Origin of the sequence: Streptomyces sp. CBMA123 (genome assembly GCF_014596465.1) — a bacterium.
Taxonomy (GTDB): Bacteria; Actinomycetota; Actinomycetes; order Streptomycetales; family Streptomycetaceae; genus Kitasatospora.
The window spans coordinates 38,747-54,368 of sequence record NZ_MECK01000235.1 but is presented as its reverse complement, the minus strand read 5'-3'; the positions used below and the strand labels follow the sequence as shown (position 1 = coordinate 54,368).

Below are 15,622 nucleotides of genomic sequence, written 5' to 3'. Positions count from 1 at the left end.
GCTGGGGCGCGGACCCGGGGTCGGGGCACCCGGCTTGGGTGCACCCGCGGCACCTGCCGCGGGCTGGGGCGCCGCGGGCTTCCGCGGGCCAGGCTTGGCAGCGCCACCACCGGTGGGGGCCACACCAAGCGCGTCAGTCAACTTGCGTACGACCGGCGCCTCGATGGTCGAGGACGCCGAACGGACGAACTCACCGAGCTCGGTGAGCTTGGCCATGACGGCCTTGCTCTCCAAACCAAGCTCCTTGGCGAGTTCATAAACCCGGACCTTAGCCACTTCACTCCTGTCTATGAGTCCGGGGGTCTCGTCCGCCGGACTGTCGCTACTTCATGGGCGTACCCATCGCGTACTCATCGCGTACTCATCGAGTGCTCATCGCAATCTCGACCTACTTCCACATCGCGAGGTACCTGACTGGTGGCACGGCGCGCGGCTGCCCAAGCGCTGTGCTTGTTGCGGTGGTTCTCCGCCGCGATGAGCGGCGGTTGTCGCGTGAGGCGGCCCGCCTAGGAGGCTCCGCCCGCCCGCTCCTCGATGAACCCGCGGAGCCGCTCCGTGTCGAGCGTCCCCTGGAGCCGGAAGGCCCGGGGGAACGCCCGACGGCGGACCGCGAGGTCGAGGCAGGCCGGATCGAGGTGCAGGTGCGCGCCCCGGCCCGGCAGTGCGCCACGGGGATCAGGGACGCAGACGCCCTCGACCGCCGTGACACGCAACAGCTGGTGCTTGGCCGCGCGCTTGCGGCAGCCCACGCAGGTGCGTTCCGGGCGTGCTCGGACGTGCGTCCGGCCAGACGAAGGCAAGTCTACCCCTCCGAAGGGAGATGGCGCCGCCCCGCAGATCCCGGAGGACCGGCGGGGGCGCCGGGAACAACGCTGACTACCGGGCCGGGGGCCCTCCGTCTTCCTACTGGGGCTCGCCCTGACCCTCGGTGTCCGGCCGGATGTCGATCCGCCACCCGGTGAGGCGCGCAGCCAGACGGGCGTTCTGCCCCTCCTTGCCGATCGCCAGGGACAGCTGGTAGTCCGGCACGATCACCCGGGCGGAACGCTGGGCGGCGTCCACGATCTCCACGCTGGTCACCCGCGCGGGGGACAGCGCCGCGGCGACCATCTCGCCCGGGTCCTCGGACCAGTCGACGATGTCGATCTTCTCGCCGTGCAGCTCGCCCATCACGGCGCGCACCCGGGAGCCCATCGGTCCGATGCAGGCGCCCTTGGCGTTCAGCCCGGCCCGGCGCGACCAGACCGCGATCTTGGTGCGGTGGCCGGCCTCACGGGCGATCGCCGCGATCTCCACGCTGCCGTCCGCGATCTCCGGGACCTCCAGCGCGAACAGCTTCTTCACCAGGCTCGGGTGGGTGCGCGACAGCGTCACCGACGGGCCGCGGACACCACGGCGCACCGCCACCACGTAGCACTTCAGCCGGGTGCCGTGCCGGTAGTCCTCGCCCGGGACCTGCTCCTGCGGCGGCAGGATGGCCTCCAGCTTGCCGATGTCGACCAGCACGCTCTTCGGGTCGTTGCCCTGCTGGACGACGCCGGTGACGATGTCGCCCTCCTTGCCCGCGTACTCACCGAAGGTCTGGTCGTCGGCGGCGTCGCGCAGGCGCTGCATCATCACCTGGATGCCGATGCTGGACGCGATCCGGCCGAAGCCGTTCGGGGTGTCGTCGAACTCCTTCGGCTCGACGCCCTCGTCCAGCTCCGCCGGGTCCTCCATGGCCCACACGGTGACGTGGCCGCTCTTGCGGTCCAGCTGCACCCGGGCGCGACGGCGCGAGCCCTCGGTGCGGTGGTACGCGGTGAGGAGGGCGGACTCGATGGACTCGACCAGCAGGTCGAAGGGGATGTTCTTCTCGTTGACCAGCGTGCGCAGGGCACTCATGTCGATGTCCACGGCTACGCCTCCTCGTCTTTCGTCACGTTCATGATGGTCGTACGGCGGCCGGCTCACTCGGCGCCGTCGTCCCCCTCGTCGAAGTCGGCGGCCTCGTCCAGGAGCTGCTCGTCGTCCTTGCGGTTGAACTCGACCTGGACCCGCGCCCGGGCCACCTCGACGTACTCCAGGCGGCGCTCCTTGGGACGGCCCCGCCCCTTCACCGGCTGCACCTCGACCAGCGCGCCGGCCTCGTCCGCCTCCAGCACCCGGGCGACCAGCTCCCCGCCGTCGACCAGGTGGATCTTGGCGAGCCGGCCCTCGGCGCGCTGCCAGTGCCGCGGCAGGACCAGCGGACGCTCCGCCCCCGGCGAGCCGACCTCCAGCAGGTACGGCTCGTCCCCCATCACGTCCGAGGCGTCCAGGGCCTCACCGACCGCCCGGCTGAACTCGGCGATGGCGTCCATGTCCACGCCGCCGTCGGTGTCGACGTCGATCTGCACCTGCCGGCGGTTGCCCGCCTTGGTGACCTTGACGTCCTCCAGGTCCAGTCCGGCCTGGACGGCCAGCGGCTCCAGCAACGCGCGCAGCCGGTCGGTGTGGGTGGTGCTCATCCGGGTGGACTCCTCGGCCGCGTCTGCTGTTGTCAGAGGTCGCCCCGCACCCTCCGCGCCCCTCGGGGCGCACACCGGGTCACGGCAGCTCGGCCCAAAGCCTAGCCGGTGAAGCCGCGAACCACCGATTCCGGACCTCCCCCGACCAGCCGCACGCCACTCACTGCGAGCAAGCTCACACCGCCCCACCCACCGCACCGAACCCTCGAACACCACCCGCAAACGTGGGGGTTCTGCGAAGATTCATTCCCTCGAGGGCAGGCGGGGAGGCCGTCCTCCCGTACCCGCTCCGGAGTGACCCCGATGCAGCCGCCCAGCCGAAGGACCTTCCTGGCCCTCGGCCTGATCACCCTCACCACCGCCTGCACCAACTCCGGCACCGACCCCGACGGCGACGTCCTACCCGGCGCCAAGGGCCCCGGCCCCGACCCGGACGCCCCCGTCCGCCTGCGCGCCGTCGCCGCCACCGACACCCTGCTGGCGGCCTACGACACCCTCCTCGCCGCGCCCGGGGCCCAGACCGCCCTGCTCAGGACCCTCCGCGCCGAGACCGCCCAGCACCGCGCCGCCCTCGCCTACGGCATCCCGGCCGCCTCCGTCCCCCCGACACCCACCACCACGACCCCCACCACACCCCCCAGCGGCACCCCCACCCCCGCCACCCTGGCCACCCTGGAACGCCAGACCGCCCAAGCCCGCCTGGCCGACCTCGGCGCAGCCCGCCCACCCCTCGCCCGCCTGCTCGCCTCGGTGGCCACCGCCAACGCCCTGCACGCCGCCGCCCTCGGCGCCCCCGCCGACCAACCCGCCCCGGCCACCACCCCCACCCCCACCCCCGGCGCGGCACTCCCCGCCCTCCAGCAGGCCCTGAGCGCCGAACACGCCGCCATCTACGGCTACGGCGTCGTCGGCGCCCACCTCCCCGACGACCAACAGCGCGCCGACGCTCGCACCGCCTACGCCGCCCACCAAGCCCAACGCGACGCCTGGCAACGCCTCATCACCGGCCTCGGCGCCACCCCCGCCCCCGCCGCCGGCGGCTACCAACTCCCCTTCCCCGTCACCGACACCACCACCGCCACCCAACTCGCCGCCCACCTGGAAACCCGCCTTACCACCGTCTACGCCGACCTGGTCGCCGAGTTCCCCACCCCCCACCGCCCCACCGCAGCCACCGCCCTCCGCGACTGCGCCCTCCGAGCCCACCACTGGGGCGCCCCCGACACCCCCTTCCCCGGCATCCCCGAGCCCCTCCCCACCCCCACCACCACCCCCAACTGACCCACCCCCCGCTCCCCCACCCTCCCTCCACCTCCCCCGCCCACCCACCCCCTCACCCGACCAGGCGAGAGGGACGCGCTGCGGAAGGGGGCGGCGCAGGGGGTGGCTGCGGAGAGGGGCGTGACGGGTGATTTTCAGACTGCCAACGGTCTCAACCCCCCGCGATGAGGGTCGGCAGTCGGAAAATCACCCAGCCCCCGGAGCGGCCACCCCCGGAGCCGCCCCCGGCACCCACCCACCCGAGAGCCCACCCCCACGAACACACCCCCGCGTCAGCGTCCCCCCACCCCACATGAGGTTGGATAACCCCCATGGCATCTCGTGCACGCGTACGCGCCCCCGAACTCGTCGGCGCCGGCGGTTAGCTCAACACCGGCGACAAGGACCTCACCCTCGCCGACTTCCGGGGCAAGATCACCATCCTGGACTTCTGGAAGTCCTACACAATGTAGGGATCTTCAGAGGGGGCGTACGTGCACCACCACACCCTGTGTGACCTGTACCTTCGGCTGTCCTTGGACCGCGACGGCAAGACGGCGATCGAACGGCAGGAAGCCGACTGCCGCGCATGGGCCGAGCGCAACGGCCTGACGGTCCGCAAGGTCCACATCGACCGGGGTCGCTCCGGCTTCAAGGACGTTGAGCGCAAAGGCTTCGACTCCGCCCTTGCCGCCGTCACGGCGGGCGTCGTCGGGACCTTGATCGTGTGGAAGCTCGACCGCCTGTCCCGCAAGGGCATCGGCCAGGTCGGCAAGGTCCTGGACGACATCGAGAAGGCGGGTGGCCGTCTGGTCTCCGTCGTGGACGGTCTCGACACCTCGAACGACTCGGCCCGCATGGTCGTCGCCATGCTCGCCGAACTCGCCCGCTCCGAGTCGAAGAACCTCGGCACCCGCGTGGCCCACGCGAAGCAACACCTGCGCCGACAGGGCCAGTGGATCGGCGGACAGCCTCCGTACGGGCTGCTGGTCGACCCCGCCACGAAGAAGCTGGTGCACGACCCCGAGACGGCCGTCTACGCCCGGCTGATCGCGGATGACGCGTTGGCCGGCAAGTCCCTCGTACAGATCGCCCGGCTGCTCAACGAGTACGACATCCCCTCGGCTCGGGGTGGCCAGTGGAACGCCGCGAGCATCATGAACCTGGTCAAGTCGCCTGCCTTTGCCGGTCTCATGCCCGAGACCGAAACCATCGAAGCGGAAGACGGCAGCCGCAAGTTCACAAGCCGCGTGTTCCCCTACCGCGACCCCGAGACGCTGGACACCGTGAGCATCGGCGAAGGGATCATCACGGTCGGCGAGCGCGAGCGGATCATCCGGCAGCTCGAATCCCGGACCCGCGCCCACGCTGGCAAGCGGATGCCGAAACCGAACGGCACGGCGCTTCTCACCAGCCTGATCTTCTGCGATGTACCGGGGTGCGGTCGTCGGATGCACAAGGTCGGCAACAGCTATCAGTGCATGGCTCGCCGAGCAGGCAACCAGTGCCCCGGGGCCAGCGCCATGGCCGACCGGGTGGACGAGTACGTCTCCGAGTGGTTCCTCTCGCTGCTCCCCACGCTGGATCTCGATGACCCCCTGCTGGTGGCGATAGCCGACCGTTGGACGAAGCGGACCGACCCCGAAACCTTCGCCAAGCGGGACGCGATCGCCTCCGAAATCACCGATCAGGAAGCCCGGTTGGCCGACCTGGAGGATGCCCGCTACGTTCGTGGCGAGTTCGACCGCCCCGGCGCCCTCGACCGCTACGACCGCCTCGCCGCCCGGCTCCAGAGCCGTATCGATGGTCTGCGCTCCGACCTCGCCAACATCCCGCTCCCTGCCGTCGACATCACTCCGCTGCTGGACAGCGAGTTGTTGCTCCCCGCCTGGGCGGCTTCAACGCAGGACCAGAAACGGGACCGCCTGTCCCTGGCCATAGACGGCGTGCTCATCAGCAAGGGCGAACGCGGCAAGCGCTTCGTCCCGGAGCAGCGAGTCCGTATCAAGTGGGCCGAAATCAAGCAGTAGCGAGGGGCAAGCCCTCTCCCCTACCTAGAGCGCCCAAGACAGCCCCGGCATGGCCCCTGAGCGTGCCGGGGCTTCTTCATGCCCGCAGACGGCCGCACAGCGGGCGCGGAAGGGGCCGCTGGAATGCAGGATCGAACCATGGCCTCGATCGTCGTGCTCTTCGAGCTGGACGCCGACCAGGCCCCGCCCGCCGTCCTCATGGTCCACGCAGCCGGCGCCGACCCGGACGCCCCGGAGGACCCCCAGGACCGGACGCTCTGCGGTCGAGACACCACGCCCATGGAGCACTCCCATTACCGGCCTGAGGGGCCCGGAGAGCCCTGGTACCCGATCTACCTACGGGACAGGCGCTGCGCGGCCTGTGAGGAGGTCCTGAGGCGGGTCTGAGGGCCCCGGGAGCCCGCCTGTGCCCAAGTTGCCCCTCGCCGCACTTGCCGGTCAGGCCGTTCGGGGTGACGCTGGATAAGGACCTGGCTAGTGATCACCGGCCACTCCTCCCTGAGAGCCTGGAGGTAGTGGTGCCAAAATCATTCCGACTTCGGTATCGGGGCCTGCATGGCCGTATACCTATGAACGTGCGGCTGCCTGGCGTCATAAAGACGAGGCATGCCGTGGTCCACATCACCGCCGGCCAGGTTATAGATGCAGCTCCGAGTGAAATCTTCCCCGGTGGCCAATCGCTCGAACAGGACTTCATCTACAACCTAGGCGACGCCGACGTGTGGATCAGCAACATCTCACCCCACGGTGAAAACGATCATTTCTCCGGCGAGCCTGGCGGCGTCGAGTTCATCCTGCATGTGGACTACCCGGAACCACTTGACGTCGCTGTCACGATCTGTGTCGATGACGCGCCGCCTGTCTCTATAAGCGACGCCGACCGCTGAACCTGCATCGCTGCTCCGGTCAGCCTCAGGCAGGGGAGCTGACACCTTGGCTGTGTGAGGCCGCCCTGAGGCGGCTCTGAGAAGTACGCCGCGCAACAGAAGATGCCCGCCGGCGCACGAGCATCGGCGGGCAATCCTGAGGGATCAGAGAACGTCCTCATGGGGGTTGTCGAGCCAGCCCTCTGCGTTCACATGAGCATGCCACCAATCAGCCGGGGTGGCAGCAGAAGCGCTTCCCCCGTTTGCGTGGTGCGAGGAGTGGTTCCACCAGGCCGAGGTGACATCAGCGCTGCTGCCCCCCACTAGCGCAGACTCTGTCATGGCGGGGGGCGTCGACACTGGAGTTGTATAACTGGCGGTCGGCCGGGCGGCGCTGTCCACGCCTGCGTTTGCGAGCGCCACGCCGGTGCCGAGGCCAACCAGCGCGGCCGTCGCCACGCCTATTACTGCACGCTTGATCACGATGGTCCTCCAAGGGCCCGAAGCGGTTCGGTGTCCAACAGTCGACCGGCCTCCGGTAGACGATTGATCAACGCGGGGCTATACGGTGCTTGCCACCGATGCTCGCCGAGGTCATGTGCATGCCAGTGCAGCGGGAAGCCGTGGTGTTCTGGTGTTTTGATACCCGATCCCGAAACACCATAGAGATTTCTAAAGAGAGCCGGGATCAGCCTTCAAAACAGCAGAACGCCAGGAAGGGCTTGCGCTCTAGAGGGGGCAGAGCCGCAGCGCCCCGGGGAACGGGGGGACACGGGGGAGCCCCGGGAAGTCGTTGCGCTCTGGGGAAGGTAGGACGGCGGGGAGTTCCGCACACCCCTCTGTGGCAGGTGGTCAGAGAACCCAGCCGTGGCCTTTCGCCCATGTACCACGAGCCCCGCGCTACCGGGGTTGCCGCCGGAGTCGTGCGGCGAAGGGGCCGCGTCGCCCACGAGTAGCCATTGCCGAAAGCGGGCGTGGACGACGCGGCGGCTCCGCCAGCTAGCTTCGGCGGGGGATGTTCTCCACAAAGACGCGAAGCAAGTGTTCGAAGTCTCCGCGCATCCGCCACAGACTGATGCGGTCATCTTTCGACATTCCCATAGTCGCGATGTCGTCTAGAAAGTCTGCCAGCCCTGCCGCTTCGACTTGAAGTTGACGAAAGTACTGTCCCGCTGACTGGGGCACGGACCACGACATCGGGCTCGTGGGCTTCGAAGTATGAAGCGGCGTCTAACCGTAGGTGCGCACGGCGCCGCATCGTCGCCCCGTGGATGGCTACGGGCATCGCGGGTAGTGCATCTATCAGGCGCTTCGTTCGCACATAGATCTCGCGGTAGATGCCGGTCATCTCGTCCCTGTCGCGGGGCGTACCTAAGTAGATGCCGCCGTTCACAATCTCGGCCTGAACCGCTAACTCGACGTCGCTGCCGTTGATCTGATTCTCAGTCACGATCCTCCCGCCCTGTCTGCAACAGGATAGGGCGGATGCCCGATACCACATAACTGTAAATTAATTAGGGTGCGGCTTGGTGAACCATGGCATGAGGCCACGGATCACGTGATCCGTGACTCAAGGGGGGAGGGGGTCATGCGCACACGGTGCCTTGACTGTAGGGGGTGGGCCACCCGCAACGGCCGGTGCGACGAGCACCACCAGACCTATGAGGCCGGTCGCACGGTGCAGTCACATCGCAAGCGGCGGGCAGCCATAGCGGCTGGTATGGATGCGGCGGCGCGTCTGCGCAAGGCGGTGCGTCGCACTGGACATGGTGACTGTGCCGCGTGTGGTGGGCGGTTCCTGCCCGGCGGCGTGGACATCGACCACCGGCAGCCGCTCGCACTCGGTGGCGAAGACGTGGACGGCAACGTTCAGTGCTCTGCAAGTCGTGTCATCGGACCAAGACTCGACGCGACTTCGACCACCAGCGTCCGCCGTTCTAACGGCTCGTCCTGGGCCTGAGTGGGGCGCTCCGGAAGTTCACAGCCTGGCCGCTCAGCGATCCCGGTCCCAGCTCGAAACACGCGCCCTGGGTGTGATGCCGTTTTCATGCCCACAAACGATCAACTAGCCACCCTTGCAGTGGAGTCCATACCGAGAGGCTCGGAAATTGGACTCCCAAAGACGCCGCAAAGCACGGTTAGCGCGTGCTTAGGCACCGGCAACAGGCTGTGAACCAAGTGACCCCCGGGACACCCTCGCCGTGAGGGGCCCGGGGGTTCTTGCGTTTCGGGCACGAGGAAGCCCCGGCCGCCCGTCGTGAACTGAGACAGGGGCCGGGGCCGACCCGGCTGCGCTCGGCGTGCCTTCCCCGGCAGCGGGAGACGTGGCCCGGCCGCTCTGTGGAGGACGCATCGGCGACCGGGCTCGGAATCAGGGCAGGGCGTTCCCGGGACCGTCCAGCCAGGCCGTCTGTCCGGTGGGGGGCACCGTGAGCCCGTACCGCTCGTATCCGGGCTGTCCGGCGACTGCCCGTCGGTTGTGGGCGGCCTCCATCTCGTCCCAGAGCCGCCAAGACCCAGACCGCCGGACCTCGAGCCGGGATTCCCCGGGCGCCTCAGCGTCTCGGGTAGTGGTTGGCGTCGCGCACCTTCGCCAGCAGCTCGGCCCGCCGTCGGCAGTCCTCCGGCGAGAGCGGCGCCTCGCTGAACTCCTCCGGGGTCAGAACCGGCCGGGACTCGGTGCGCCGCTTCGGGGGCCAGGGGTGGACGTGAAGCCACTCGAACGGGTCCACCGGGCCCGCGTCCTCGGCGGGCTCGTCCGGGGCGGTCTTCGGGGCGTCCTGGTCACTCACCGGGCATCCCCGGCCTCGCGCACTCCCCGTCCTGGATGTGCTGGGCACGGTTGCGGGTGAGCATCCGTCGAATGGTCGGGTACTGCTCGTCCGAGTACTGGGCTTCCGCCCGGTCGAAGTAGTCGCACGTCACGCACGCGTCAGCGTCCGACGCCAGGCCCTCGGACGGCTGTCCGGCGATCTCTCGAAGACTCACGACGCGCCCTCGCAGTCCGGCGCGTGAAGCTGCCGCTTCTCCTCGCCGGCCATCCATAGCCCAAGGACCTGGACGTCCTAACGGTGGCGGATTTACTCGGCTCTGATCCGGGTCGTAGCCCGCAGCCTCCGTGAGCACACCGAAGGACGCCTCAGGCAGCACCAGCACCCGGCGGCAGGTCCGTGAGCCCCAGCAGCATGACCCCCCTGGCGGCGCTCCCCCGGCTCCTGACGTGCCTCACCTCTGTCGCCAGCCGGGTGCCGCTTCCCCTTCATGGCCCGCACGGAATGCTTCCACGACCTGATGGGGTTGGATGAGGACATGGCTTCTCGTGCACGTGTCCGCGCCCCCGAGCTGGTCGGCGCCGGTGGATGGCTCAACACAGGCGGCAAGGAACTCAGGCTTGCCGACCTGCGAGGTAAGTGTGTCGTACTAGACTTCTGGACCTTCTGCTGCATCAACTGTCTGCACGTCCTCGACGAGCTCCGCGAGCTCGAGGAGCAGCACCGCGACACCGTGGTGATCGTCGGGGTGCACTCGCCGAAGTTCGTGCACGAGGCCGACCACCAGGCCGTCGTCGACGCCGTGGCCCGCTACGAGGTGCACCACCCGGTGCTGGACGATCCGGCGCTGGCGACCTGGAAGCAGTACGCCGTCCGCGCCTGGCCGACGCTCGTCGTGATCGACCCCGAGGGCTACGTGGTGGCCCAGCACGCCGGTGAGGGCCACGCCCACGCGATCGCCCGCCTGGTGGCCGAGCTGGAGGCGGAGCACGAGGCCAAGGGCACCCTGCGCCGCGGCGACGGCCCGTACGTGGCGCCGGAGCCGAGCAGCGACGACCTCAAGTTCCCCGGCAAGGCGGTGCGGCTGCCGAACGGCCACTTCCTGGTCGCCGACTCCGGCCACCACAGCCTGGTCGAGCTGGCCGAGGACGGCGAGACGGTGGTGCGCCGGATCGGTGACGGGCAGCGCGGTCTGGTGGACGGCACCAGTCCGCGGTTCAGCGAGCCGCAGGGCCTGGCGCTGCTCCCCGAGGGTGGCGACTACGACGTGGTCGTCGCCGACACGGTGAACCACGCGCTGCGCGGTGTGCGGCTGGCCGACGGCAGCGTCACCACCCTGGCCGGCACCGGCCGTCAGTGGTGGCAGGGCTCACCCACCGCGGGCCCGGCCCGCGAGGTGGACCTCTCCTCGCCGTGGGACGTCGCCTGGTTCGACGGCCGGGTGTGGATCGCGATGGCCGGCGTGCACCAGCTGTGGGCGTACGACCCGGCGGCCGGTACGGTCGGCGTCGCGGCCGGCACCACCAACGAGGGCCTGGTGGACGGCCCGGTCGCCGAGGCCTGGTTCGCCCAGCCGTCCGGCCTGGCGGTCTCGGCGGACGGCGGGAAGCTCTGGGTGGCCGACTCGGAGACCTCGGCGCTGCGTTTCGTTTCACGTGAAACCAGGACCGTCCACACCGCCGTCGGCACCGGCCTGTTCGATTTCGGTCACCGTGACGGCGCCGCCGACCAGGCGCTGTTCCAGCACCCGCTGGGCGTGACGGTGCTGCCGGACGGCTCGGTGGCCGTCAGCGACACCTACAACCACGCGCTGCGCCGCTTCGACCCGGCGAGCGGCGAGGTCACCACCCTGGCCACCGACCTGCGCGAGCCCTCCGGGGCGGTGCTGGTGGACGACGACATCGTGGTGGTCGAGTCGGCCCGGCACCGGCTGACCAGGCTGCGGCTGCCGGAGGAGGCGGTGCGGGTCGAGTCGGTGGCGCACCGCACCCAGCGGGCGGCCACCGAGGTCGCCCCCGGCGCCCTCCGGCTGGACGTGGTCTTCGAGGCGCCGAGCGGCCAGAAGCTGGACGAGCGCTACGGCCCGTCGACCCGACTGCTGGTCAGCTCGACCCCGCCCGAGCTGCTGGTCTCCGGCGCGGGCGCGGACACCGACCTCTCCCGCGAGCTGGTGCTCTCCGACGAGGTCACCGAGGGCGTGCTGCACGTCTCCGCGATGGCCGCCTCCTGCGACGACGACCCGGCGATCGAGTTCCCGGCCTGCCACGTGCACCAGCAGGACTGGGGCGTGCCGGTGAAGCTGGTCGCCGACGGCGTCCGCCGCCTCCCGCTGGTGCTGGCGGGCATGGAGTAGCCGGGCAGCGCGGAGGGGGCCCGCCGAGAACGGGCCCCCTCCGGGTGTCGGCGTCCTCAGCCCTCCAGGAACGCCTTGATCGCGCTCGCCAGCAGGTACGGGTCCTCCGCCCCGCACAGCTCGCGCGCCGAGTGCATGGACAGCGCCGCGATGCCGCAGTCCACCGTCTTGATGCCCAGCCGCGCCGCCGTGATCGGTCCGATCGTCGTACCGCAGGGCATCGCGTTGTTGGACACGAAGCTCTGCCACGGCACGCCGGCCTTCTCGCAGGCGGCCGCGAACACCGCCCGGCCGACGCCGTCGGTCGCGTAGCGGTTGTTGACGTTGACCTTGAGGATCGGCCCGTTGTTCGGCAGCGGGTGGTGGCCCGGCTCGTGCCGCTCGGAGTAGTTCGGGTGGACGGCGTGGCCCATGTCCGAGGACAGGCAGACGGTGCCGGCCAGCGCCCGGGCGCGGTCCTCCGGGGAGCCGCCGCGGGCGTGGACCGTCCGGTCGAGCACGTTGCCGAGCAGCGGGCTCTGCGCGCCGGTGTCGGACTCGCTGCCGGTCTCCTCGTGGTCGAAGGCGGCCAGCACCGGGATGTACGGCAGCGCGACCCCGCCCTCGGCGGCGGCGACGGCCACGGCGGCCAGCGCGGCGGTGGCCGCGTGCACCGACAGCAGGTTGTCCAGGCGCGGGCCGGCCAGCAGCTCCCGGTCGCGGCCCAGGTAGGAGGCGGGCTGGACGTCGTGGGTCATGAGGTCCCAGCCGGCCACGTCCTCGGCGGCGAGCCCGGCCCGCTCGGCGACGTAGGCGATCAGCGAGCCCTCGTCGACCGGCCCGAGACCCCAGATCGGGGTGAGGTGCCGCTGCCGGTCGAGCTTCATGCCGTCGTTGACCTGGCGGTCCAGGTGGATGGCGAGCTGGGGCACGCGCAGCAGCGGCTCGTCCAGCTGGACGAGCCGCGCGCTGCCGTCCTTCAGCGCCAGTCTGCCGGACAGGCCCAGGTCACGGTCGAGCCAGGAGTTCAGCGGAACGCCGCCGTAGATCTCCACCGCGACCTGCCGCCACCCGGCCGAGCCGGCGTCCGGCACCGGCTTCACCCGCAGGTTGGGCGAGTCGGTGTGGGTGCCGACGATCCGGAACGGTGTCTGCGGCCCGACCCCCTCCGGCAGGTACCAGGCGATCAGCGCGCCCCCGCGGATCAGGTAGCGCCCGCCGGCCGTCGCGTCCCAGGCGTCCGTCTCCGCGACCTGACGGAACCCCGCCTTCTCCAGGCGCTCGGCGGCGCTCGCGACCGCGTGGTACGGGGACGGCGACGTGCCGAGGAACGCGATCAGATCGTCGGTGTGCGTCCGGTCGAAGAATGCCTGGCGGGCGGCGGTCGACATACTGCTCCAGGGTCGAGGGAGGGCCGAAGCCGGATGGGGGATCGGCTTCGCACCTTGAGCATATGCCCGTACACGGACATGGCATTCGTGACCTCGCATGCGATGCGGAACACCCACACAACCCCGAACCCGCACCTCACCGACCCCCCTTCACCGCCCGGTCCCCCGCCGTCGCACACCGTCAGCAGGCCCGTCCGGCCGCCCTCCCAGCCGACCCCGGAGGAGTCCCGCCGGGCCGCGCGGCCCGTGGCCGACCGTCAACAGGGCCGAGCGGAACGGAAATCCCGGGAACCCGTCCCCCTTCCCGGCGGCCGGTGATCACACTCGTCCCAGTGAAGTCCCCCGGGAGAGGCCTCCGTTGACCACGACGACGACGGCCTCCTGGCCTGCCTCTACCCGGCCCTGCGCGCCGCCCGCACCGACCCGCTCACCGCGCTCCGCGGCACGTAGTTTCAGAACTGTCCGAAAACACTGAAACCCCGAGAACACCGGAACCACGCGGAAACACCGAAGGGCCCGGTGGCAGCCGGGCCCTTCGGTGTGAGGGTGTCGTCAGGCGGTTCAGGAGGTGCCGCGCGCAGCGTGTCCCACGAAGGGAGGTGGCGGGCGACGGGTGGGTACGGGCCTTAGAAGGCCTCCTCCGCCAGCTCCATGATCTCGTTGTCGATGCCCTCGGCGATCGCCCGCTGCGGGGCGATGGTCGGGAGGACGTTCTTGGCGAAGAAGCGGGCGGCCGCGACCTTGCCCTGGTAGAACGGCACGTCCTTCTCGGAGGCGCCGGCCTCCAGCTTGGCCAGGGCCACCGCGGCCTGGCGCAGCAGCAGCCAGCCGACGACGACGTCGCCGGAGACCATCAGCAGGCGGGTGGTGTTGAGGCCCACCTTGTACATGTTCTTGACGTCCTGCTCGACCGAGGTCAGGTCGGCGATGAGCTTGCCGACGATGGCCTCCAGGTCGGCGGCGGCCTTGGCGAGCAGCTCGCGCTCGGCGGCCAGGGCGTCGCCGCCCTCGGCGGAGGCGAGGAACTTCTGGATCTGCTCGGACAGCGCGGCCAGCGCCTGGCCGCCGTCCTTGACGATCTTGCGGAAGAAGAAGTCCTGGCCCTGGATCGCCGTGGTGCCCTCGTACAGGGTGTCGATCTTGGCGTCGCGGATGTACTGCTCGATCGGGTACTCCTGCAGGTAGCCGGAGCCACCGAAGGTCTGCAGGGACTGGGCGAGCTGCTCGTAGGACTTCTCCGAGCCGTAGCCCTTGACGATCGGCAGGAGCAGGTCGTTGAGGCGCTCGGCGGCCTCGTCGGTCTCGCCGCGCAGCTTGGCGGCGGTCATGTCGTCCTGGACGGACGCGGTGAACAGGACCAGCGCGCGCATGCCCTCGGCGTAGGCCTTCTGGGTGAGCAGCGAGCGGCGCACGTCGGGGTGGTGGGTGATGGTGACGCGCGGGGCGGTCTTGTCCAGGAACTGCGAGATGTCGGCGCCCTGCACGCGCTCCTTGGCGTACTCCAGGGCGTTCAGGTAGCCGGTGGAGAGGGTGGCGATGGCCTTCGTGCCGACCATCATCCGGGCGAACTCGATGATCTTGAACATCTGGCGGATGCCGTCGACCTTCTCGCCGAGCAGCCAGCCCTTGGCCGGGTGCTTGGCGCCGAAGGTCATCTCGCAGGTGTTCGAGGCCTTGAGGCCCATCTTGTGCTCGACGTTGGTGGCGTAGACGCCGTTGCGCTCGCCCAGCTCGCCGGTCTCCCAGTCGAAGTCGAACTTGGGGACGATGAACAGGCCCAGGCCCTTGGTGCCCGGCTTACCGCCCTCGGGGCGGGCCAGCACCATGTGGATGATGTTCTCGGACATGTCGTGCTCGCCCGAGGTGATGAAGCGCTTCACACCCTCGATGTGCCAGGAGCCGTCCTCCTGCTGGATCGCCTTGGTGCGGCCGGCGCCCACGTCGGAGCCCGCGTCGGGCTCGGTGAGGACCATGGTGGAGCCCCACAGGCGGTCGGTCATCCGCTTGGCGACCTCGAGCTGCTCCTCGGTGCCCTCGTCGGCGATGACGCCGGCGAAGGCCGGGCCGGAGGAGTACATCCAGATGGCGGGGTTGGAGCCCAGGATCTGCTCGGCGAAGGCCCAGATCAGCGAGTTCGGGGTGACCTGGCCGCCGATGGACTCCGGGATGCCCAGGCGCCACCACTCGGCGTCCATGAAGGTCTGGTAGCTCTTCTTGAACGCGGCCGGGACCGGCGCGGTGTTGGTCTCCGGGTCGAAGACCGGCGGGTTGCGGTCGGTGTCGGTGAAGGACGCGGCGAGGTCGTTCTCGGCGAGGCGGGCGATCTCGCTGAGGATGTTCTTCGCGGTCTCGACGTCCATGTCCGCGTACGGGCCGGTGCCGTACACCTGGTCGCGACCGAACACCTCGAAGAGGTTGAACTCCACGTCCCGCAGGTTGGACTTGTAGTGACCCATGGCCGTTTTCTCCGGTTCGTCGCTTCC

Annotated in this window: 14 protein-coding genes; 5 read left to right on the top strand and 9 right to left on the bottom strand. The window is 69.9% G+C overall.

Annotated elements, in window-relative coordinates; genetic code table 11:
• The 4 genes from BG452_RS24810 to rimP form a co-directional block, all read right to left on the bottom strand.
• Positions 1 to 276 (bottom strand): translation initiation factor IF-2 N-terminal domain-containing protein (locus BG452_RS24810; protein ID WP_188306573.1); only part of this gene is annotated, 276 nt, incomplete at its 3' end.
• A 230-nt stretch (positions 277 to 506) separates the two neighbouring features.
• Positions 507 to 749, bottom strand: coding sequence for a YlxR family protein (locus tag BG452_RS24805; RefSeq protein ID WP_317621212.1), 243 nt, complete (start codon positions 747 to 749; stop codon positions 507 to 509).
• Between the two features lie 154 nt (positions 750 to 903).
• Positions 904 to 1,896, bottom strand: coding sequence for a transcription termination factor NusA (gene nusA, locus BG452_RS24800; protein ID WP_188306571.1), 993 nt, complete (start codon positions 1,894 to 1,896; stop codon positions 904 to 906).
• Between the two features lie 53 nt (positions 1,897 to 1,949).
• Entirely contained in the window at positions 1,950 to 2,489 is a 540-nt protein-coding gene (gene rimP, locus BG452_RS24795) for a ribosome maturation factor RimP (protein WP_188306570.1), read from the bottom strand.
• 303 nt (positions 2,490 to 2,792) lie between these two features.
• Here rimP and BG452_RS24790 point away from each other — a divergent pair, with 303 nt between their 5' ends.
• The 4 genes from BG452_RS24790 to BG452_RS24775 all read left to right on the top strand — a co-directional run bounded on the left by BG452_RS24790 (position 2,793) and on the right by BG452_RS24775 (position 6,666).
• Positions 2,793 to 3,770: a ferritin-like domain-containing protein gene (locus tag BG452_RS24790; protein ID WP_188306569.1), complete on the top strand. Its 978-nt coding sequence runs from the start codon at positions 2,793 to 2,795 to the stop codon at positions 3,768 to 3,770.
• A 473-nt stretch (positions 3,771 to 4,243) separates the two neighbouring features.
• The gene (locus BG452_RS24785; protein ID WP_188306568.1) at positions 4,244 to 5,779 is read left to right on the top strand and encodes a recombinase family protein; all 1,536 of its coding nucleotides are present in this window, start codon (positions 4,244 to 4,246) and stop codon (positions 5,777 to 5,779) included.
• A gap of 138 nt (positions 5,780 to 5,917) precedes the next feature.
• Positions 5,918 to 6,166, top strand: coding sequence for a hypothetical protein (locus tag BG452_RS24780; protein ID WP_188306567.1), 249 nt, complete (start codon positions 5,918 to 5,920; stop codon positions 6,164 to 6,166).
• A 224-nt stretch (positions 6,167 to 6,390) separates the two neighbouring features.
• A complete protein-coding gene (locus tag BG452_RS24775; RefSeq protein ID WP_188306566.1) occupies positions 6,391 to 6,666 on the top strand; it encodes a hypothetical protein in 276 nt (91 codons plus the stop codon).
• Positions 6,667 to 7,726: 1,060 nt separating this feature from the next.
• Here BG452_RS24775 and BG452_RS24770 read toward each other — a convergent pair.
• The 3 genes from BG452_RS24770 to BG452_RS24760 form a co-directional block, all read right to left on the bottom strand.
• Positions 7,727 to 8,095, bottom strand: coding sequence for a hypothetical protein (locus BG452_RS24770; protein WP_188306565.1), 369 nt, complete (start codon positions 8,093 to 8,095; stop codon positions 7,727 to 7,729).
• Between the two features lie 1,105 nt (positions 8,096 to 9,200).
• On the bottom strand, positions 9,201 to 9,437 hold the full coding sequence (locus tag BG452_RS24765) for a hypothetical protein (protein WP_188306564.1): 237 nt from the start codon (positions 9,435 to 9,437) through the stop codon (positions 9,201 to 9,203).
• Positions 9,430 to 9,633, bottom strand: a complete 204-nt coding sequence (locus BG452_RS24760; protein WP_188306563.1) for a hypothetical protein — start codon at positions 9,631 to 9,633, stop codon at positions 9,430 to 9,432. The genes BG452_RS24765 and BG452_RS24760 overlap by 8 nt, the downstream gene beginning before the upstream one ends.
• 321 nt (positions 9,634 to 9,954) lie before the next feature.
• Here BG452_RS24760 and BG452_RS24755 point away from each other — a divergent pair, with 321 nt between their 5' ends.
• On the top strand, positions 9,955 to 11,769 hold the full coding sequence (locus BG452_RS24755; protein ID WP_188306562.1) for an NHL domain-containing thioredoxin family protein: 1,815 nt from the start codon (positions 9,955 to 9,957) through the stop codon (positions 11,767 to 11,769).
• A gap of 56 nt (positions 11,770 to 11,825) precedes the next feature.
• Here BG452_RS24755 and BG452_RS24750 read toward each other — a convergent pair whose 3' ends face one another.
• A complete protein-coding gene (locus tag BG452_RS24750; RefSeq protein ID WP_188306561.1) occupies positions 11,826 to 13,139 on the bottom strand; it encodes a M18 family aminopeptidase in 1,314 nt (437 codons plus the stop codon).
• 626 nt (positions 13,140 to 13,765) lie between these two features.
• Positions 13,766 to 15,595, bottom strand: a complete 1,830-nt coding sequence (locus BG452_RS24745; protein WP_188306560.1) for an acyl-CoA dehydrogenase — start codon at positions 15,593 to 15,595, stop codon at positions 13,766 to 13,768.
• Positions 15,596 to 15,622: the final 27 nt, after the last annotated feature.

Excerpts from the sequence above, each read along its gene's own strand:
- rimP (WP_188306570.1), bottom strand. The coding sequence starts at position 2,489 with ATGAGCACCACCCACACCGACCGGCTGCGCGCGTTGCTGGAGCCGCTG.
- BG452_RS24790 (WP_188306569.1), top strand. The coding sequence starts at position 2,793 with ATGCAGCCGCCCAGCCGAAGGACCTTCCTGGCCCTCGGCCTGATCACC.
- BG452_RS24780 (WP_188306567.1), top strand. The coding sequence starts at position 5,918 with ATGGCCTCGATCGTCGTGCTCTTCGAGCTGGACGCCGACCAGGCCCCG.
- BG452_RS24755 (WP_188306562.1), top strand. The coding sequence starts at position 9,955 with ATGGCTTCTCGTGCACGTGTCCGCGCCCCCGAGCTGGTCGGCGCCGGT.
- BG452_RS24750 (WP_188306561.1), bottom strand. The coding sequence starts at position 13,139 with ATGTCGACCGCCGCCCGCCAGGCATTCTTCGACCGGACGCACACCGAC.
- BG452_RS24745 (WP_188306560.1), bottom strand. The coding sequence starts at position 15,595 with ATGGGTCACTACAAGTCCAACCTGCGGGACGTGGAGTTCAACCTCTTC.